This is a genomic window from Luteimonas galliterrae (assembly GCF_023374055.1).
GTDB classification, from domain to species: Bacteria; Pseudomonadota; Gammaproteobacteria; order Xanthomonadales; family Xanthomonadaceae; genus Luteimonas_C; species Luteimonas_C galliterrae.
The window spans coordinates 1,620,330-1,641,304 of record NZ_JAMBEP010000001.1 but is presented as its reverse complement, the minus strand read 5'-3'; the positions used below and the strand labels follow the sequence as shown (position 1 = coordinate 1,641,304).

The following is a 20,975-nucleotide window of genomic DNA, read 5'->3' as shown; positions in this document are numbered from 1 at the left end:
ATGTCTAAGCCTGTGCCATGACTATCGCGAGCACCTGCTCGCCGTAACGAGCCAGCTTGGTGCCGCCGATGCCGCCGATCGTCGCCAGTTCATCCAGCGACGACGGCCGCTGTTCGGCGATATTGCGCAACGTGCTGTCGTGGAAGATCACATAAGCAGGCACGTTCTGTTCACGCGCCAATTGCGCGCGCAGTTCGCGCAGCGCCTCGAATAGCGGCTGGTCCGCCGGTTGCAGCACCGCGGCGGTGGCGGGCGTGCGCGCGTTGCGCTCGCGTTCGGGTTTGCGCGGCAGTTCCTTGCGCAGCATCACCGGGTGTTCGCCGCGCAGCACGGCGCGGCTGGCCTCGGCCAGGCGCAGCCCGCCGAAGCCTTCGGCATCCACTTCGAGCAATCCGGACCCCACCAATTGGCGGAATACGCCGCGCCAAGCCCTGACGTCCAAGTCCTGGCCGACGCCGAACGTGCTGAGCCGGTCGTGTCCGAACTGCCGCACGCGTTCGTTGTCCACGCCGCGAAGGATATCGATCAGGTGCATCGCGCCGAAGCGCTGGCCGCTGCGGTAGACGCAGCTCAAGGCTTTCTGCGCGGCGACGGTGGCGTCCCAGGTTTCGGCCGGCTGCAGGCAGTTGTCGCAATTGCCGCAGGGCCTCGGATAGTCTTCGCCGAAATTGGCCAGCAGCACCTGGCGCCGGCAGCGCATCGTCTCGCAATAGCCGACCAGCGAATCCAGCTTGCGCCGCTCCAGGCGTTTGCGTTCCTCGCCCGCCTCGGAGTTTTCGATCATCTGCTTGAGCAGCACCACGTCGCCCAGGCCATGGCATAGCCAGGCCTCGGCAGGCTCGCCGTCGCGGCCGGCGCGGCCGGTTTCCTGGTAGTAGCCTTCGATCGATTTGGGCAGGTCCATGTGCGCCACGAAGCGCACGTCGGGCTTGTCGATGCCCATGCCGAACGCGATGGTGGCGACCATCACCACGCCGTCTTCGCGCAGGAAACGGCGCTGGTTCTGAGCGCGGATGCCGGCATCCAGGCCGGCGTGATAGGGCAGGGCCGTGACGCCGAGCCCGACCAGCGCCTCGGCGGTCTTCTCGACCTTCTTGCGCGACAGGCAGTAGACGATGCCCGATTCGCCGACGTGCGTGGCGATGAAATCGCGCAGCTGCCGGCTGCCGTTGTCCTTCTGCACCACGTTGTAGCGGATGTTGGGGCGGTCGAACGAACTGACGAAACGACGCGCCTCCTCCAGCTGCAGGCGCTCGGCGATCTCGCGCTGCGTGGGCGGGTCGGCGGTGGCGGTCAACGCGATGCGCGGGATGCCGGGCCAGCGCTCGTGCAGGATGGTCAGTTCGCGGTATTCGCGGCGGAAATCGTGGCCCCATTGCGATACGCAGTGCGCCTCGTCGATCGCGAACAGTGCGATGCGGCTGCGTTCCAGCAACGACAGGAAGTACGGCGTGAGCAGCCGCTCGGGCGCCACGTACAGCAAGTCGAGTTCGCCGCGCAGCAGGGCCTGTTCGATCTGCGTCGCGGCGCCGGCGTCGAGCGTCGAATTGAGATAGGCCGCGCGCACGCCGAGCTGGCGCAGGGCCTCCACCTGGTCCTGCATCAGCGCGATCAGCGGCGAAACCACCACGGCGCAGCCGTCGCGCAGCAGCGCGGGCACCTGATAGCACAGCGACTTGCCGCCGCCGGTGGGCATCAGCACCAGCGCGTCGTTGCCCTGGGCGACATGCTCGACGATCGCTTCCTGTTCGCCGCGGAAATCGGAGAATCCGAAGACGGTTTGCAGTATTTCGCGGGCGCGGGTGGTCATTGCCGAAGAATAGCGGGGCCGGTGCCCCCGCGGTAAGGAATAATCCGATTACGGTCTAAGGGTTATTCTGAAGGAAATGCGGTTTCGACGCTTGAGCCCTACGATCGACCAGAACGCCTCCTTAGCGTGCAAATCCGCAAAAGCCACGTCACCCATGCGCTACGAATCAAAATCTAGTACCTGCGTAAGAAGGTCACCCACGACGAAAGCAGGTCTGCTGGCGAACTTTCAGGCGCGACGCATCGCACCGCAGTTCAGGCCCTTTCTTGGGTTACTTTCTTTGGGCCAGCAAAGAAAGTGACCCGGCGCAGCCGGAAGCTTTTGTCCATGGCGCGAGTCGCAGCGAGACCCCACAAGCACGCGAGCCTGGATCCCGGCCTTCGCCGGGATGACGGCTTAAGGGCAAGAGCAAGAGCAAGATGGATCCCAGCGTTCGCTGGGATGACGGCTTAAGAGCAACGGCTTAAGAGCGAAGGGCTTAAGAGCAAGAACAGCGGGGCAAGCCCTGCTCTACAAAGCCGGGGCGAGGGCATCGGAGCGAGCTCCGCTCTACAGAGCGGGAGGCGGGACCGCTGTACGGAAATGGCAGTCCCGGATCGTCGCTGCTACTGCAGCAGCGAGCGCAGCATCCACGCGTTCTTTTCGTGGATCTGCAGCCGCTGGATCATCAAATCCTCGGTCGGATCGTCGTCGGCGTCGTCGGCCACCTCCAGCACCTTGCGGGCGGTGCGGCAGACCGCTTCGTTGCCGACCACCAACTGCCTCACCATCTCGCGCCAATCCTGGGCTTGGGTGAGCCCGGGCTCTTCCTTGATGGACGACAGCCCGATGAACTCCGCATACGAGCCCGGCGCGTTGAAACCCAGCGCGCGGATGCGCTCGGCGACATCGTCCAGCGCGTTCCACTGCTCGGTGTACTGCATCTCGAACATGTTGTGCAGGGCGTTGAACATCGGCCCGGTCACGTTCCAGTGGAAATTGTGGGTCTTCAGATAAAGCGTGTAGGCATCGGCGAGGAAAACGGACAGGCCTTGCGCGATCTTCTTGCGATCGCGGGCGTCGATCCCGATATCGATGGCCGGGCCGCGGTCGTCGGGACCGGGCGACGCGGCGGGATCGGCGGCGGACTTGGTTTTGCTGGATTTCGCGGCTTTGGGCTTGGCCATCGGGTTTCTCCTGGGAAGGTATGACGTCACAATAGAGGGTGGCGGCGGATGTGTGAAATGCAATGTCGCTGTCGGAACGATCAATGAAGCCTATCGAACCCCTTGCAAGCGCCGCGTCAACGCAGGCGCGGCGCGCCATCGACGGTGCCCGCAGCCGCGACGCCGCGCGCCTGCACGGGCTGTGGCGGCGCTGGCAGGCGCAGCCGGCCGACGACAAGGCGCGCGACGCGTTCGCGGCGGCGCTGGCGCAATCGGTGGCCGAGCGCGAGGCGCGCGCATCGCGGCTGCCGCGCGGCGAAGTCGATACCGGCCTGCCGATCGCGAGCGAGGCCGGGCGCATCGTCGAGCTGATCCGCAAGCATCCGGTGGTGGTGATCGCGGGCGAAACCGGCTCGGGCAAGACGACCCAACTGCCGAAATTGTGCCTCGCCGCCGGCCGCGGCGCCGCCGGCATGATCGGCTGCACCCAGCCGCGCCGCATCGCCGCACGCGCGGTCGCGCGCCGCGTCGCCGAAGAACTGCAGGTGCCGCTGGGGGGCGCGGTCGGCTACCAGGTGCGCTTCAACGACAACGTCGGAGCCGACGCGGCGATCAAGTTCATGACCGACGGCATCCTGCTGGCCGAGATCCAATCGGACCGCTGGCTGTCGGCCTACGACACGATCATCGTCGACGAGGCGCACGAGCGCAGCCTCAACATCGATTTTCTGCTCGGCTACCTGAAGCAGCTGCTGCGCAAGCGCTCCGACCTGAAGATCATCGTCACCTCGGCGACCATCGATACCGAGCGTTTCTCGGCACATTTCGATGGCGCACCGGTGGTCGACGTGGAAGGCCGCGGTTTTCCTGTCGAAGTGCGCTATCGGCCCTTGGAAGGGGAGGGCGACGAAGCCGGCGGGCGCAGCGTGCTCGACGGCATCGTGGCCGCATGCGATGAAATCTCGCGCGACCGCAGCATGGGCGACACGCTCGTCTTCCTGCCCGGCGAACGCGAGATCCGCGACGCGCACCAGGCGCTGGAAAGGCGCAAATACCGCCATACCGAAGTGCTGCCGCTGTACGCGCGGCTTTCGGTGCGCGACCAGGACCGCGTGTTCAATCCCGGGCCGCAGCGGCGGATCGTGCTGGCGACCAACGTCGCCGAAACTTCGCTTACGGTGCCGCGCATCCATTACGTGGTCGATCCCGGCTTGGCGCGGGTGAAGCGCTACAGCCCGCGGCAGAAACTCGATCGCCTGCACATCGAACCGATTTCGCAGGCCAGCGCCGACCAGCGCAAGGGCCGGTGCGGCCGCATCGCGCCCGGCACCTGTTTCCGCATCTATTCGCAAGCGGATTTCGAATCGCGGCCGCCATATACCGATCCGGAAATCCGCCGCGCCGCATTGGCCGGCGTGATCCTGCGCATGCTGTCGCTGGGGCTGGGCCGCATCGAGGACTTCCCGTTCCTGGAACCGCCCGATCCGCGCGCGATCGCCGACGGCTGGCAACAGCTGCAGGAACTCGGCGCCGTCGATGCGGAGCGCAAGCTCACGGCGATCGGCCGCACCATGTCGCGGCTGCCTGTCGACGTGAAGCTGGCGCGGATGCTGGTCGCGGCGCAGGCGCACGGTTGCCTGCCGGACATGTTGGCGATCGCCTCGTTCCTGGGCATTCAGGACCCGCGCGAACGGCCGGCCGACCAGCGTGCGGCGGCCGACAACGCGCATGCGTTGTTCGCCGATGCCAAGTCCGAGTTCGTGGGCATCTTGAAATTATGGGAAGCCTATCGGGAAGCGCACGAGGCGATGACCCAGTCGCAGCTGCGCAAATGGTGCGAGAAGCATTTCCTGGGCTTCTTGCGGATGCGCGAGTGGCGCGAGTTGCATCGCCAGCTCAAATTGCAGTGCGAGGAGATCGGCTGGACCGACGCCGCTCCAAAAGCCAGCGACACCAACCCCCCTTTGAAAAAGGGGGGCAGGGGGGATTTGCGCGTCGCCGCAACAACGACGAAACAGCCAAAGCAAATCGCTGCGCGATTCCCGGCCCTCGCTCACGCGAGGGCGCTCGGCCAGCCGCAAGCCTCCGGCTTGCAAGCGGCTGTCCTCGCCCCCCTCAATCCCCCTTTTTCAAAGGGGGAGGAACAGCGGACAGCAAACGCCTACGCCACCCTTCACCGCGCCCTGCTCGCAGGCCTGCCCACCCAAATCGGCCAACGCACCGAGCGCGGCCAATACGACGGCCCGCGCAGCCGCAAATTCCTGTTGTTTCCAGGCTCGCCACTGGCGAAAAAACCGCCGCCGTGGGTGCTGTCGGCGACTTTGCTCGATACCGAAAAAGTCTGGTCCCTCACCAATGCCGCGATCGAACCCGAATGGGCGATCGACGAACTCGCGCATCTGCTGGCAAGGCGCCGGCACGACCCGCGCTGGTCGCGTTCGCAGGGCCGGGTCGTGGGCAGCGAGCAGATCAGCCTGTTCGGACTGGTGCTCGCGCCCAAGCGGCCCATCCACTACGGCGCGCTATTCCCCGAGGAAAGCCGCGCCATCTTCGCCCGCGATGCGCTCGTGACCGGCGAGATCAACACCCGCAGCGCATTCCTTGCGCGCAACCTGAAAGTCCTGGCGCTGGCGCGCGACGAGGAAGCCAAGCAGCGCCGCAGCGGCCTGGTCGTGGACGAGGACTGGATGGCGCAGTGGTATCTCGACCGGCTGCCGCCACAGGTGCACAACGCGCAGGCGCTGGATGCGTGGTACGCGAAACTGCCGGCCGCGGATAAGGCCGCGCTGGAATGGTCGCGCCAGGATCTGCTGGTCGGCGACGAGAGCGAGGCGGCACGCTTTCCGCCTTATTTCGCCGTCGGCGACGCGCGGCTGGCGGTGCGTTACCGCTTCCAGCCCGGCGAGCCGGACGACGGCATGACCGTGGTGGTGCCGCTGCACCTGCTCAACGCGTTGGACGCGGCGCGTCTTTCCTGGCTGGCGCCGGGCTTCGTCGCCGATAAGGCGGCGGCGATGATCAAGTCGCTGCCCAAGGCGCTGCGGCGCAATTTCGTGCCCGCTCCGGATTTCGCGCGCGCCTTCGTCGAGGCGCATCGCACGGCGGACGCGGATGCCTTCGCCGGCTCGTTGGCGCGCTTCCTGCGCAAACTGACCGGCGTCGAGATCGCAGCGGTCGATTTCGACGAAGCCTCGCTCGATCCGCACCTGCGCATGAATCTGCGCTTGTTGGACAGCGATGGGCGGATGATATTGGCCGAATCGCGCGATCTGGACGAGTTGCGCCAACACTTCGGCGCGCGCGCGACGCAGGCGTTCGCGGCGCAAGCCGCCCGCGGCTTCGCGCAGCGCGGTTTGACGGCGTTTCCCGCCGAGCCGATTCCGGAATCGGTGCCGGGCGCGGCCGGCGTGCCCGCCTATCCGGCGCTCGACGACGAAGGCGATACGGCATCGCTCGGCGTGCACGCGACGCGCGAGGAAGCGCAGCGCCGGCATCCGCGCGGCGTGCGCCGCCTGCTGTCGCTCGCGTTGGCGGACAAACTGAAGCAGGCCCGCAAGCAATTGCCGGTGCCGCCCAAAGCGGCGTTGCTGTATGCGGCGATCGAATCGGCCGCACCGCGGCCGGGCGGCGGCAGCGACGGCGACTGGCTGCGCGCGGACCTGGTCGACGGCGCCTTTGCGGCGCTCGCTGCGGAAGGTTTGGACGGCATCCGCGACGCGGCGGCTTTCCAACGGCGCCTGGATGCCATCGCCAAAGCGCTGTTTCCCGAAGCAGTCGCGCGGCTGCAGCAGGCCGAAACCATCCTTGGGCTGGTCGCCGAAGTGCGGGCCAAGCTCGATTCGAAATTGATCGGCTGGGCCAGCGGCAACCTCGACGATATGCGCGCGCATCTCGCGTCGCTGACGCCGCCCGGCTTCCTGCGCGACGTGCCGGCCGAAGCGCTGCGCGAATACCCGCGTTACCTGAAGGCGCTGGCCTTGCGCGGCGAGCGCGCCTTGCGCGATCCGACCCGCGACCAGGCGCGCATGCTCGAGGTCAAGCCGTTCGCCGATGCGATTGAGGAAGCGTTCGTCGAGAGCGGGGCGTCGCCCGAGTGGAACGCGGTACGCTGGGAATTGGAAGAGTTGCGAGTGTCGTTGTTCGCCCAAGAATTGGGCGCGCGCGGTGGCGTATCGCCGAAGAAAATGGCGCAAAAAATAGCGAGTCTCCGCGACGCGACCTGAGCGCGCCGCGACTTTTTCCCTCTCCCGCTTGCTGGAGAGGGACAGGCCGAAGGCCATGGAGAGGATCCGGCTTTTCGCGCCATGGCGCAATTAAGAGCGATAGCACGCTCGCTACGCTTGCGCCGCCCTCTCCTTTCCCTTCGGGCATCCTCTCCCGCGAAGGAGGGAAGCCACAGCCCTTACTCGATCCTTTCGACGCGCGCCCGCGGCGCATCTTCATGGACCTGCAGGAACCAACGCCCCATCAATCCAGGCGCGACTTCGATCTCCGGCGCCTGCAGCGCCTCGGGCAATGTCATGCTGCCTTTCAGCACGCGCCAACGCTGGCCGTTCTCCAGCTCGAAAACGGTGCCGGGCGCCCATTGCTGCACCGAGCCCTTCAAACGGCTGCGAACCGGTTGATCGCTGGCGCCGGCGAACGAGTCGCGGGGGCGTTCGGCCGCCGGCGGACGCGTTTCGCCGCTTTCGGAAGCCACCGGCTGCGCATCACCGCGCTCGAGCCAGGTATTGAGGCTCGCCAATTCGTCAGGCGAAAGTTTTTCCAATCCGGCGGCCTTGAACTGCTCGGGCGTCATTCGCTGTTCGATCGGAGTTCGTTGCGCGGCGGCGCTGGCGCAGAGGCATAGCAAGACCGCCATCAAAGGCAGTCGGAGCGCAGACAGGCGAGGGCGTCGATTCATGTTCTGTTTCCTTTTTTGCACTTTGTAGGAGCGGCTTCAGCCGCGAGCTTTTCTTGCCGATCCGCCGCCATCCACAAAGCTTGCGGCTGAAGCCGCTCCCACAAAAAGCAGGGCCTTGCAACGAGCGGCAGCTTCAAATGGAAAACAGGCGTTCCATCAGGGGCATTGCGCCATTTTCCGGGTGCTGTAGCCTCTCTGTCATGTCCCCCGCGCATGATCGGCAAGACCCGATAAGCACGTTGCTGGCCCTGCCGGCGGCGTCCATTATTGCGCCCGATTTACAGGCGGCTCTACGCGAAGCCGCATCCGCAACCGCCGATACCGGACCGGGATTGCGCGATCCGCTGCCGGTGCTGACCGATACGCTGTCGTCGCTGGCGCTGTTGGGCGGCGACGGCGAAGTGATGGCCGCCGCGATCCTGCACGTGGCGACGAACTGGCGCGAACATCTGGAGCCGTCGCTGCAACGCCAACAGCCCGCGGTCGCCGCGCTGCTGGAAGGCCAACGTGCCGCCAACCAGGTCTGGGCGCTGCATGCCGAGCATGCGGGCGGCGCCAATACCGAAGGCTTGCGCAGGCTGCTGCTGGCGATCGTGCGCGACCTGCGCGTGGTGCCGATCCTGCTGGCACGGCAACTGGCGCGTTTGCGCGCGGCCAACGCGCTGCCGGAACCGGAACGAAGGGCGCTGGCGCAGCTCACCCGCGACATCCACGCGCCGCTCGCCAACCGCCTGGGCATCTGGCAGCTGAAGTGGGAGTTGGAGGACCTGGCCTTCCGGCACTTGGAGCCGGACACCTACCAACGCATCGCGCGCCTGCTGGACGAGAAGCGCAACGATCGCCAGCGTTATATCGAACAAGTCCAGGCGCAACTGGGCGAAGCGATGCGCGCGCAGGGACTGGCCGTCGAGATCGCCGGCCGGCCCAAGCACATCTACAGCATCTGGAAGAAGATGCAGAAGAAGAACGTGCCCTTCGGCGAGCTCTACGATCTGCGTGCGGTGCGCGTGCTGGTCGACGATATTCCCGGCTGCTACGCCGCGCTCGGCGTGGTGCATGCCTTGTGGACGCCGGTACCCAGCGAATTCGACGACTACATCGCGCGGCCCAAGCGCAACGATTACCGCTCGCTGCACACCGCCGTGCTCGGCCCCGACGGCAAGACCCTGGAAGTGCAGATCCGCACCCGCGAAATGCACGCCCAGGCCGAATTGGGCGTGGCCGCGCACTGGCGCTACAAGGAAGGCCGCAGCGCAGCCGGCGACGCGGCGCTGGACCGCAAGATCGGCTGGATGCGCCGGCTGCTGGAGCAACGCGACGACAATACCGACTTGCTCGGCGAAATCGACGCCGAACTGGCCGAGGACCGGATCTACGCGCTCACTCCGCGCGGCGAGGTGATCGACCTGCCGCAAGGCGCCACCCCGCTGGATTTCGCCTATCACGTGCACACCGAAGTCGGCCACCGCTGCCGCGGCGCCAAGGTCGACGGCCGCATCGTGCCGCTGGACTACAACCTGCAGACCGGCGATCGCGTGGAAATCCTCACCGCCAAGACTGGCGAGCCGCGCCGCGACTGGCTGGTGGCGGCCAATGGTTTCCTCGCCAGCGCGCGTTCCCGCGAGAAGGTGCGCAACTGGTTCCACAAGCTCGACCGCGCGCGCAACGTACAGGCGGGGCGCGAATTGCTCGAGAAGGAACTGAAACGGCTCGGCCTGCAGAATGCCGAACTCGCGCCGGTGCTGGCCAAGTTCAATGCGGCGACGGCGGACGATCTGTACGTGCTGGTCGCGCTCGGCGACGTCGGCCCGCACCAGGTCGGCCGCGCCTTGCACGATCTGGAACGTCCCGAACCGGAAACGCCGACGCTGCCGCCCGCGCCGCGCAAGGCGCGCAAGGCAGGCGCCACGTCCGGCCTCACCGTGCAGGGCGTCGGCAACCTGCTGGTGCAGATCGCACGCTGCTGCCAGCCACTGCCGGGCGAGCCGATCGTGGGTTATCTCACGCGTGCCCGCGGCGTGTCCGTGCACCGGCCCGATTGCGCCGCGTTCCTGCGCCTGTCGGCGCGGCACCCGCAGCGCGTATTGCCGGTCGAATGGGGCGGAACGAGCGGCGGCTACGAAGCCGATGTCCAACTGCTGGCCTTGGATCGCAAATGGCTGCTGAAGGACATCACCAACCTGATCGCGCAGGAAAACGCGCATGTCGCCGACATCCACAGCCAGACCGAGCGTGGCAGCGGCCGCATCCGGATGCGGCTGCGGCTGCGCGTAGCCGATTTCGGCCAGCTGTCGACCCTGCTCGGCAAGCTCTCCGGCCTGCCGGGCGTCGAGGAAGCGCGAAGGGCCGGCTGAGCGGCGCTGCTATGCTCGGCACGTGAGCGATCCCCGCGACGACGACCCTTCGGAAAGCCCCGGTTCACGCATCGAACCGCGCCTGGGCTGGCTCGAGGGCCTGCGTTTTCGCGACCCTTCGCAAGCCTACGAACCGCGGGAACGGAAAAAATCCAGGATCGGATGGTGGGCGCTGGCCGTCGCCATCGCGCTGGCGGCCGGCGTGCTGTCGTTCCGGCAGACGCTGGCGGACTGGTTATGGCCCGAAACGCGCGCTCAAGTGCTGCGCGAGCGCGCCGCGGCGGCCTTGGCGGTCGGGCACCTGACCGCTCCAGAAGACGGCAGCGGCGCGCGCGAACTGTACGAGGCGGCGCTAGCGCTGGATCCCGACCGCAACGAGGCCCGCGAAGGCCTCATGCGCGTCGCCGATGCGGCCATGCAACAGGCGCGCGAAGCGATCGCGCAAAACCGCTACGCCGACGCGCACGAAGCCTTGCAGCTGGCGCGTGCGCTGTCGGCGCCGCGCGCGAAAAGCGACGCGGTCGCCGTATTGATGCGGAAACAGGAGGCCGAGCACGCTGGCATCGACGGCCTGCTCGCACGCGCGGCCGCAGCGCGCGAGGCCGGCAAGCTGGACGAAGGACCGGACAGCGCGCTGCCGTTATACCAACGCGTGCTGGCGCTGCAGCCGGCGCGCACCGAGGCGCTGGAAGCGCGCGAAGATACGCTGGCCGATTTGCTGCAGCAGGCCAAGGCGGCCATGGACGGCGGGCGTTTGGCCGACGCCGCGAAGATCGTAGGACGCGTGGCCGAATACGATGCGGGCCATGTCGCCCTGCCCGAAGCGCGGGCGCAGTTGGCACGCGCCGTCGAACGGCAACGCCAGCGAGCCGACCGCGACTTGCGCGGCGGCAGGCTGGAAGCGGCGATGGCCGGCTATCGCAAGCTGCTCGACATCGACGCGGAGGACGGCGCGGCGCTGGCTGGCATCGAGCGCGTCGGCAACGCCTACGCGCAGCGCGCCGAACAGCGCGCGGCGGATTTCCGTTTCGCCGAAGCCCAGGCCGACCTGCGCGCCGCGAGCGGGATCTCGCCGGGTTCGGCCGCGGTGCGCGATGCCGCGCGCCATGTCGAACGGATCCGCAAGGCGCAGTCGCGGGTCGCGCCGACGATGCCGCCGCGCGAACGCGCCGGCAAGGTGAGCGCGCTGCTCGCCGAATCCGACCGCGCCGCAGCGCGCGGCGACTGGTTGACCCCGCCAGGCGACAGCGCTTACGACAAGCTGCGCGCTGCGCAGGCGCTGGCGCCGAACGACGCGGCCGTGAAACGCGCCGCCGCGCGCGCGCTGCCCAGCGTGCGCCGTTGTTACGAGGACGAATTGCGCGGCAACAGCCTGAAGCGCGCTCAAGCTTGTCTGGATGCCTGGCAACAGCTGGCGCCGAACGACCGCGCCACGGGCGCCGCGCGGTCGCGTTTGGCGCAGCGCTGGATCGCGGTCGGCAACGAGCGGCTGGGCGCCGGGGAAGTCGCTTTCGCCGAGCAGGCCCTGGCCTCGGCCCGCGCGCTGGATGCCGGCGCGCCCGGGCTCGACGAATTCGCTACGCGGGTGAAGACGGCGGCTGGGTCCGGCCGCTGAAGAACACGCGCCGCACCACATCGCGGGCGGCATCGGCCGAAAAATGCCGTGCGACGTTGTCCAAGCCGTTGCGCGACAATGCCTGCCAAAGGGCTTCGTCGCCGTACAGGCGCACGACCGCATCGGCGAAAGCCTGCGCGGATCCGGCCACCAGCACGTCGTGGCCGTCGCGCAAGTGCATGCCTTCCACCGCACAGGGCGTGGCGACCACCGGCTGGCCGTGCGCCATGCTCAGATTGACCTTGCCCTTGACGCCTGCGCCGTAACGCAGCGGCGCCAGCCCGATCCGGGCGCCGTCCATGAAAGAGGTGATGTCCGGCACATGGCCATGCACGACCACGCCTTCGCGGCGGCCGAGCGCCAGGATGCTTTCCGGCGCGTGGCTGCCGATGCAATGGAACACGACGCCGGGCAATCGCGCGCGCACCAGCGGGAACACGTCGTCGACGAACCAAGACACCGCATCGACATTCGGCGGATGGCGGAAACCGCCGACGAAAACCAAGTCGCGGCGTTCGCCGAAGGGCAGGCCCGGGCCTGCGGCGCGATGCACATTGGACAGCAGTTCGACCTGCGCTTTGGGCGCGTCCTGTGCCAATAGCGCCCGCTCGGCTTCGCTGACCACCAGCGTGGTGTCGGTTTGCGCGACGATTTCCAACTCGCGTTTGCGCGTGGCCTGGGCGTTGCGCATCAGGCTTGCGTCGCCTGCCAGTTCCGCGCCGCGCGTTTCGCGCAAGTAGTGCAGGTCGACCGTGTCGAACACCAGCTTGGCCTGCGGCGCGTACTTGCGCAGCAGCGGCAGGAACTCGCGCGCCACATAATGGCGGCTGAGCATCACCGCATCGAAACGGCGGCCGTGCCGGTGCAGCCAGGACGGCGCACGGCCCGCGAACGGCGCATACCAGGCTTCCACGCCGATCTGCTGCAAGGCTTCCGTATAGGCGCCGGCGTGAGCCCGGTTGGCCGGATAAAAAACCACGTGCGCGCCTTCGTCGACCAGCAGGCGCATCAGATTGAACAGGCGCAGCGAGCCGGAATCCTGGTCCGGCGTGGGGGTGAGCGCGTCGACGACGAGTATCTGTTTTCCGTACAGGTGCCGGGTGGCGTCCTCGACTGCGGTTTCGTGGTCGGGATGGCCGGCCATGCGCGGCCTCCAACGCTCGACGAAGCGTTCCTGGTTGCGCACCTGATAGGTCTTGACCCCTTTGCGCGTATCGGTGCCGGCGGTCGCGCCTTCGGCGTGGACCACGCGCGCCGCCGGCTGGCAGACGACGTCGAAGCCTGCTTCGCGCAATGCGAAGCCGAGGTCCGTGTCTTCGTAGTACGCGGGCGCGTAATGCGCATCGAAGCCGTTCACCGTTTTGAACGTCGACGTCCTGATCGCGATGGCCGCGCCGGAGCAGTAGTCGACCTTGCGCAGGTACGCGAACCTGGGATCGAACGGCGAATGGAAACGGCCCAGGTTGTCGGCGCGGCCGTCGTTGCGCACGATGGCGCCCGCTTCCTGCAGCCGTCCGTCCGGATACAGCAGTTGCGCGCCGACCAGGCCGGTCCGCGGCCGCTCGTCGAAGGTGCGCAGCAACGCCTCCAGCCAGCCCGGCTGCGGCACGGTGTCGTTGTTGAGGAAGACCAGGTACTCGCCGCGCGCGATCGCCGCGCCGTCGTTGCATGCGGCGATGAAGCCGCCGTTCTCGGGGCGCCTGTGGTAGCGCAAACCCGCGACCTGGGGCAGGGCCATGGGGGTTTCGTCGCTCGAGCCGTCGTCGACCACGATGATTTCGCAGGCGGCCTGCGGCGGGTGTTCGGCCAATGCCAGCAGGCAGGTGTGGGTATGCGCGAACTGGTTGTAGACCGGAATCACGATGCTGGCCCGCGGCGCTTGGCTATACGGCACGGCGAACGGCGCGAACGGCCGCGGCGCAGGCAGATAGAGTTCGGCACGGCGTTGCGCCGGCACATGGTGGAACTGCGCCTTCACCCGCGCCCAGCTGGCGCCCCAGCCGCGGGTGCGCAAGCTGGTCCAGCCCCGGCGAGCCAGGCCGAGCGCGCGATCGATCAGAAAGCGCGCTTCGGCCAACGAAAACGACATGCTTGTGGAACTCCGGCTGACTGGTCGGTAAAGCGGTCGGACGAGGCCTGGGACGGCTACGCTAGACTGCGCGTTCCGCCCATTGTCGCATCCCCGTGGCCCGCATCGAATACGACGAAGACGACTACGACGACGAGGACCAGGCGCCGGATTGGCGCCGCCGCCTGTTCATTTGGGCGCTCGCGGCGGTGGGCCTGGGACTGGGTTTCCTGATCCCGTACACGCTGTATCTGAACTACCAGGTCGGGCAGCGCTTCGGCCAATTCCAGTGGCAGATCCCGACCCGCGTGTTCGCCCGCCCGCTGCAACTGCGGCCCGGCCTGGCGATGGATGCGCAGACGTTGAAGACCGAACTGGATGCCGCCGCGTACCGCGACGACGGCGCCGGCGTGCGTCCCGGCACGTACTCGCGCAACGGCGGGCGCTGGCTGATCGCCAGCCGCGGCTTCCAGGACGTGGACCGCGCGGTCGCGCCCGGACGCATCGAACTGACGCTGTCCGGCGGCCGCGTCGCCGGCTTGCGCGACGCCACCCGCAAGCGCGCGCTCAAGTCCGCGCTGCTCGACCCGGCACGGATCGCCACGCTCTACGGCCAGCAGCAGGAAGAGCGCCGCCTGGTGCGCATCGCCGAAGTGCCGCAATTGCTGACCGATACGCTGCAGGCGGTGGAAGACCGCGACTTCGCCCACCACTACGGCATCGACCTCAGCGGCATGGCGCGCGCGCTGTTCGTCAACGTGCGTTCCGGCGAAACCAAGCAGGGCGCCAGCACGCTGACCCAGCAGTTGGCGCGCAGCGGCCTGCTCGGCATCGGCCGCGAGCAGACGCTGACCCGAAAATTCAACGAGATCCTGTACGCGCTGCTGATGGAGGCGCGCTACGACAAGGGCACCATCCTCGAGGCCTATCTCAACCAGGTCTACCTGGGCCAGCGCGGCGCGCAGGCGATCCACGGCGTCGCCGCCGGCGCCGAATTCTGGTTCGCGCGCGATCTGCGCGACCTGTCCACCGAGCAGGTCGCGCTGCTGGTCGGCATCATCCGCGGCCCTTCCTACTACGATCCGCGGCGCAATCCCGAGCGCGCCAAGCAACGCCGCGATTTCGTGCTCGGCGAGATGCTGGAAACCGAGCTGATCAACAAGGCCGAGTACGATCGCGCGTTGAAGGCGCCGCTGGGCATCACCCAGGCGCCCGGCAGCGTCGCCGCCAATCGTTTTCCGGCTTATGTCGATCTGGTACGCCGCCAGCTGGCGCGAGACTATCCGGCGGATGCGCTGCAGGGCGCCGGTCTGAGCGTGCTCACCGGCATGTCGCCGTCGGCGCAGGCCTATGCCGAAGGCGCGGTGACGCGCACGCTGAAATCGCTGGACAGCAAGCGTCGGCCGGCGCTGCAGGCCGGGCTGGTGGTCACCGACGTGCACGACGGCGAAGTCGTCGCCGTGGTCGGCAGCCGCAATTTCGCGCAACCCGGTTTCAATCGCGCGGTGGAAGCCAAGCGGCCGGTCGGTTCGCTGTTGAAGCCTTTCGTCTATCTGCGCGCATTGGCCTTGCTCGACCGCTATTCGCTGGCGACCTGGGTCGACGACTCGCCGGTGACGGTCACGCTCGGCAAGGGCCGCCGCTGGACGCCCGGCAATTCCGACGGCCGCAGCCACGGCACCGTGCGCCTGATCGATGCGCTGGCGCAGTCCTACAACCAGGCGACGGTACGCGTAGGCATGGCGGTCGATCCGGCGGTCATCGCCGATTTGATCCATACGCTGGCCAGCATCCAGGTCGAGCCCAATCCCTCGTTGATCCTGGGCTCGATCGACCTGAGCCCGTACGCGATGGCGCAGCTGTACCAATTCCTGGCCAGCGGCGGCGAATTGCAATCGCTGCACGCGGTGCGCGGCGTGCTCGACCGCGAAGGCAAGCCGGTCAAGCGCTACGACAAGGCGCCGGTGCCGGCGCAGGAAGGCGACTCGATCGCCGTGCGCCTGATCACGCTCGCCTTGCAGCAGGCCGTGTCCAACGGCACCGGGCGGCAATTGGTCAACGACGGCTTGGGCCGCCTGCAGCCGGCCGGCAAGACCGGCACCAGCAACGACAGCCGCGACAGCTGGTTCGCGGGCTGGACCGGCGACCACCTGGCCGTGGTATGGGTCGGCAACGACCAGAACGAGCCGACCGGCCTGTATGGCGCGACCGGCGCGATGCGCGTGTGGTCGGGCATCTTCTCGCGCCTGCCGACGGCGCCGCTGCAGGTGTCGGACAAGGGCCTGGAATGGCAGTGGGTGGCGCAGTCCAACAGCACCGATGCCGGTTGCCCGGGCGCGCGCCGTTTCGCCTTCGTCGCCGGTTATGCCCCCGCCTACCAGCCTTGCCAGATCGCCGCGCCGGAAGAAGAGCAGAGCGGCGGATGGCGCGAATGGTTCGGTTGGGGCAAGGACGAGGAGCGTCCGCAACAGGATCCCGACGAGGCCCCGACATCCGAGACACCGGAGCAATGACGTTGATGAGTTTTTCGTTTCGAACCTGCCTGCTGATGTCTTCGATCGCGCTGTTGACCGCCTGCGCCTCACCGCCGGTGATCCAGGTGCAGTCGCTGACCCAGGCGACGCCGGAGCAGATGGTCGCCGAAGTGCGCGCCGCGGCCGGCGACGACGATCGCGAGCTGGCCGTACAGCCGCTGCGTGATTCCGAAGTCGAAGATTTGCGCCAGACCGCCGCGCGGCTCGAACAGCAGAAGCATTACCAGGATGCCGCCGCTGCGCTCGACAAGGCCTTGTCGATCACGCCCGACGACCCGGCCGTGCTGCAAGAGCGCGCCGAAGTCGCGTTGCTGCTGCGCGATACCGGCAAGGCGGAAACGCTGGCACGGCGCGGTTTCGAGTTGGGCGCCAAGGTCGGGCCGCTGTGTCGCAAGCACTGGGCCACCGTGCGCCAGGCGCGACTGGTGGCGGGCGATGCCGCGGGCGCGGGGTCGGCCAAGACCCAGATGGACAGCTGCAAGGTCGCCGGCCTCGACCGCTTCTAGTCTTTAGTAGAGCCGGGCTTGCCCCGCCGCCTTGGCGTCGGCTCTTGTAGGAGCGGCTTCAGCCGCGAGCTTTCCCGCCCAAAGGCAAAGAATCAAGAGCTCGCGGCTGAAGCCGCTCCTACAAGAGCAAGAAAGCGAAAGCAGCGGGGCAAGCTCCGCTATACAAAGCTCGACGTGCGAAACTGCGTACCGTGAACCCGATGTCCCCGCTCGCCCAAGCCAGCCGCGCCGCATTGTCCGAAGGCGGTTCGCTGGCCAACAATATTCCCGCCTTCCAGCCGCGGCCCTCGCAGCAGCGGCTGGCGGAGGCGGTGGCGCATGCGTTCGAACATCGCGACGTGCTGCTGGCCGAAGCCGGCACCGGCACGGGCAAGACTTACGCTTATCTGGTGCCGGCGCTGTTGTCGGGTTTGAAGACCATCGTCTCCACCGGCACGCGCGCGTTGCAGGACCAGCTCTATCACCGCGACCTGCCGCGGGTGCGCGATGCGCTGGGCACCGGTCTGAAGACCGCGCTGCTGAAAGGTCGCGCCAATTATCTCTGCCGTTATCGGCTGGAGAAAGCCAAGGGCGAACCGCGTTTCGCTTCGCGCGAACAGGTCGCGCAGTTCCAGCGCGTGGTGGCGTGGAGCGGCCGCACCAAGATGGGCGATCTGGCCGAAATAGACGCCTTGCCCGAAGATTCGCCGCTGATCCCGCTGGTCACCTCGACCGCCGAGAATTGCCTGGGCAGCGAATGTCCGATGTGGGGCGATTGTTTCGTCGTGCAGGCGCGGCAACGCGCGCAGGCGGCCGACATCGTGGTGGTCAATCACCATCTGCTGCTGGCCGACCTGGCGCTCAAGCAGGAAGGCTTCGGCGAAATCCTGCCCGGCGCGCAGGCGTTCGTGGTCGACGAAGCGCACCAGTTGCCGGAGTTGGCCGCGCAGTTCTTCGGCGAAGGCCTGGGCGCGCGTCCGCTAGTCGAACTCGCGCGCGACGCGTTGGCCGAAACCAAGGAAGCACAGGGCTCGCTGGCGCTGCTGCAGCAGCCGGCGCAGGCGCTGGAGCAGGCCGCGCGCACGTTGCGCGCCGCGATGGAAACCCTGCCGTCGCGCGGCACGCGCCAGCGCGCGATGCACGATGCCGGCGTGGGCGAGGCTTTCGACGGCCTGGCCGATGCGCTGGCCGGCCTCGCCGCCGCGCTCGAGCCGCTGCGCGAATCGTCGCCGGGCTTCGACGCCTGCCACGCCCGTGCGCAGGATTTCGCCGCGCGGCTGGAACGCTGGCGCGCGGTGCGCGACTACGACGACGAATTCGCCGCGCCCGACGACGACGTGCGCTGGTACGAGCTGTCGCCGCGCGGCTTCCGCTTGCAGCGCACGCCGCTGGACGTCTCCGGGCCGCTGCGCGCGCATCGCGAGCGTTCGCAGGCGTCGTGGGTGTTCACCTCGGCGACGTTGGCGGTCGAAGGCCGTTTCGACCATGTCGCGACGCGGCTCGGCCTGGACCAGCCGGAAACGCTGCTGGAACCCAGTCCCTTCGACTGGGCGACACAGGCCTTGTGCTATCTGCCGCCGAACCTGCCCGAGCCGATGTCGCGCGACTACAACGGCGCCCTGATCGAGGCGCTGCGGCCGGTGCTGGAAGCCTCCAGCGGCCGCGCTTTCGTGCTGTTCGCCTCGCACCGCGCGCTGCGCGAAGCCGCCGAATCGCTGCGCGACGGCCCTTGGCCGCTGTTCGTGCAAGGCGAGGCGCCGCGGCACGTGCTGCTGCAGCGTTTCCGGGAATCGGGGCACGGGGTGCTGTTGGGCGCCGCCAGTTTTCGCGAAGGCGTCGACGTGGTCGGCGCCGCGTTGAGCGTGGTGGTGATCGACAAGCTGCCGTTCGCCGCGCCCGACGATCCGGTGTTCGAGGCGCGCCTGGACGCGATCCGCCGCGCCGGCGGCAACCCGTTCCGCGACGAGCAGTTGCCGCAGGCGGTGATCGCGCTCAAGCAGGGCGCCGGCCGCCTGATCCGCAGCGAATCCGATCGCGGCGTGCTGGTGCTATGCGATCCGCGGTTGCTCGGCAAGTCCTACGGCCGCATCTTCCTGGATTCGCTGCCGCCGTTGCCGAGGTCGCGGCGGATCGACGACGTCATGGCGTTCTTCAGTGAAGCTGAGGCAGGCGCCGACGCGTGTGAAGAGAGCCGCGAGTTCCTGCCTCTTTGAAAAAGGGGACGCTTTGTTGCTGCTTTTCGTAAGAGCGGCTTCAGCCGCGAGCTTTTCGACGGCCGAGAAGCCAACATCAAGAGCTCGCGGCTGAAGCCGCTCTTACGAAAGGCCAGCAAATTCCCGACCCCCTTTTTCAAAGGGGGCAAAAGCATCAAGCTATCCCGATTCCCGATTCCCGATTCCCGATTCCCGATTCCGATTCCGATTCCCGAGACCATGAAACTGCTCGCCTTCGAAACCGCCACCGAAGCCTGTTCGGTCGCCGTCTGGATCGACGGCGAAGCGCGCGAGCGTTTCGAGATCGCGCCGCGGCGGCACGCCGAATTGGCTTTGCCTTGGGCGGAAGCGATGCTGGCCGAAGCCGGCATCGCGCGGTCGCAACTCGACGCGATCGCCGTCGGCCGCGGCCCCGGCGCGTTCACCGGCGTGCGCCTGGCGATCGCCATCGCGCAGGGCATCGCGCTCGCGTTGGACAAACCGGTAGTGCCGGTGTCGACCTTGGCCGCGCTGGCGATGCAGGCGCAAGGCGAGCGCATCCTGGCGGCGATCGATGCACGGATGGGCGAAGTCTATGCGGCCGCATTCCGCCGCGAGAGCGGGGAAGTGTTGACCATGTCGCAGGAAACCGTCGGCGCGCCCGATAGCGTGCGGCTTCCCGGCGACGAGGCGGGGTGGCAGGGCGTCGGGACCGGTTTCGCTGCCGCCGACGGGGTCTTGCATCAGCGTTTGCAATTACGCTTGGACAGTGTGGATGCCGCCGCGCTACCGCATGCGGCCGACGTCGCCCGCCTGGCCGCGCTCGCATTCGCCCGCGGCGAAGGCGTGGCGCCGGAACGTCTCGAGCCAGCTTATTTGCGCGACAACGTGGCGTTGACGTTGGAACAGCAGAAAGCGCTGCGCGCCGGACGCGCCTGATTTTAAGCCGTCGTTCCCGCGAAGGCGGGAACCAGTAACTTTGCTCCTCCAGATCGTGCCGTCGCGATTTACGATATCGCGCGCCCTCACCCAACCCTCTCCCGCAAGCGGGAGAGGGCTAGAGCGTAAGTCGCTGGGTTCCCGCCTTCGCGGGAATGACGGCTTAAAAACCGCTGGCCTCCAGGAATGGGGATTTCCGTACAGGAACTAAGAACCGTTCGCCGCGGTCGATGCATCGGCCACCCTGGAAAACCTCATGAAAATCAGCAAGCAGCGCGAACCCAACTCGGGAATCCTCGGCTGGATCCAGGCGGAAGCGCGTCCGTTATTGGTCATGGTGCTGCTGCTGGCCGTTGCGCGCACTTCGTTCGCCAACCACTACAGCGTGCCCAGCGGATCGATGGAGGACACGTTGATGACCGGCGACCGCGTGTTCGTCGACATGACGGCCTACGGGGTGCGCGTTCCGTTCACCGACATCGACATCGTGCCGCGCGGCGTCCCCCAGCGGGGCGACATCGCGGTGTTCAAGTCGCCGCTCGACGGCACGCGGCTGATCAAGCGCGTGGTCGCCGTCGGCGGGGACGAGGTGAGCCTGGTCGACGGGCGGCTGACGATCAACGGCAGGCCGCTGGCCTCGGCCAGCGAGCGCGATGTCGAATGGTTCGGGCCGCATCGGGCCGACTTGAATCTCGACTACGGCGGCGGGCCGGACATTCCCTATCTGGTCGTTCCGCGAGGCAAGGTGCTGATGGTGGGCGACCATCGCGGCAACAGCCGGGACGGCCGCGTCTTCGGCCTGGTCGATAGTCGCGAGTTGTATGCGCGCGCGGTGAGCGTCTACTACCGTCGCGGCGAAGGCCTCGTCTGGAAAAAGCTGTAGGGTGGGCCTTGGCCCACCATTGCGATCCAGCACGTTCGCAGCGATCG

12 protein-coding genes are annotated in these 20,975 nt (G+C 67.6%); 8 read left to right on the top strand and 4 right to left on the bottom strand.

Translation table 11 applies throughout. The features are described from left to right. Window positions 1–4: 4 nt before the first annotated feature. Entirely contained in the window at window positions 5–1,810 is a 1,806-nt protein-coding gene (recQ, locus tag M2650_RS07630) for a DNA helicase RecQ (RefSeq protein WP_249473023.1), read from the bottom strand. A gap of 605 nt (window positions 1,811–2,415) precedes the next feature. Beyond that, window positions 2,416–2,976, bottom strand: a complete 561-nt coding sequence (locus tag M2650_RS07625; RefSeq protein ID WP_249473021.1) for a Dps family protein — start codon at window positions 2,974–2,976, stop codon at window positions 2,416–2,418. 83 nt (window positions 2,977–3,059) lie between these two features. Here M2650_RS07625 and hrpA point away from each other — a divergent pair, with 83 nt between their 5' ends. Next, window positions 3,060–7,178 carry an ATP-dependent RNA helicase HrpA gene (hrpA, locus tag M2650_RS07620; RefSeq protein WP_249473018.1) on the top strand — a complete coding sequence of 1,373 codons (4,119 nt, stop codon included), beginning with the start codon at window positions 3,060–3,062 and terminating at the stop codon, window positions 7,176–7,178. 179 nt (window positions 7,179–7,357) lie between these two features. On the opposite strand, the gene M2650_RS07615 is transcribed toward hrpA, so the two are convergent. Beyond that, a complete protein-coding gene (locus tag M2650_RS07615; protein WP_249473015.1) occupies window positions 7,358–7,858 on the bottom strand; it encodes a hypothetical protein in 501 nt (166 codons plus the stop codon). 200 nt (window positions 7,859–8,058) lie between these two features. Here M2650_RS07615 and M2650_RS07610 point away from each other — a divergent pair, with 200 nt between their 5' ends. Together M2650_RS07610 and M2650_RS07605 are read left to right on the top strand one after the other, a co-directional pair. After that, window positions 8,059–10,212 (top strand): RelA/SpoT family protein, encoded by a 2,154-nt coding sequence (locus tag M2650_RS07610; RefSeq protein ID WP_249473012.1) that lies wholly within the window; start codon window positions 8,059–8,061, stop codon window positions 10,210–10,212. A gap of 22 nt (window positions 10,213–10,234) precedes the next feature. Then, complete coding sequence (locus M2650_RS07605; protein WP_249473009.1) at window positions 10,235–11,827, top strand: tetratricopeptide repeat protein; 1,593 nt, start codon at window positions 10,235–10,237, stop codon at window positions 11,825–11,827. Here the strand turns inward: M2650_RS07605 and M2650_RS07600 are convergent. Beyond that, complete coding sequence (locus tag M2650_RS07600) at window positions 11,790–13,916, bottom strand: glycosyltransferase (protein WP_249473007.1); 2,127 nt, start codon at window positions 13,914–13,916, stop codon at window positions 11,790–11,792. The genes M2650_RS07605 and M2650_RS07600 overlap by 38 nt on opposite strands. Before the next feature lie 89 nt (window positions 13,917–14,005). Here M2650_RS07600 and mrcB point away from each other — a divergent pair, with 89 nt between their 5' ends. The 5 genes from mrcB (at window position 14,006) to lepB (ending at window position 20,928) form a co-directional block, all read left to right on the top strand. Then, window positions 14,006–16,408 (top strand): penicillin-binding protein 1B, encoded by a 2,403-nt coding sequence (mrcB, locus tag M2650_RS07595; RefSeq protein ID WP_425602536.1) that lies wholly within the window; start codon window positions 14,006–14,008, stop codon window positions 16,406–16,408. Window positions 16,409–16,413: 5 nt separating this feature from the next. Continuing rightward, window positions 16,414–16,935 (top strand): tetratricopeptide repeat protein, encoded by a 522-nt coding sequence (locus tag M2650_RS07590; protein ID WP_249473003.1) that lies wholly within the window; start codon window positions 16,414–16,416, stop codon window positions 16,933–16,935. A 200-nt stretch (window positions 16,936–17,135) separates the two neighbouring features. Continuing rightward, window positions 17,136–19,127, top strand: a complete 1,992-nt coding sequence (gene yoaA, locus M2650_RS07585; protein ID WP_249474290.1) for a DNA repair helicase YoaA — start codon at window positions 17,136–17,138, stop codon at window positions 19,125–19,127. Window positions 19,128–19,346: 219 nt separating this feature from the next. Beyond that, window positions 19,347–20,045, top strand: coding sequence for a tRNA (adenosine(37)-N6)-threonylcarbamoyltransferase complex dimerization subunit type 1 TsaB (gene tsaB / locus M2650_RS07580; protein ID WP_249473000.1), 699 nt, complete (start codon window positions 19,347–19,349; stop codon window positions 20,043–20,045). Between the two features lie 256 nt (window positions 20,046–20,301). Beyond that, window positions 20,302–20,928: a signal peptidase I gene (gene lepB / locus M2650_RS07575; protein ID WP_249472998.1), complete on the top strand. Its 627-nt coding sequence runs from the start codon at window positions 20,302–20,304 to the stop codon at window positions 20,926–20,928. Window positions 20,929–20,975: the final 47 nt, after the last annotated feature.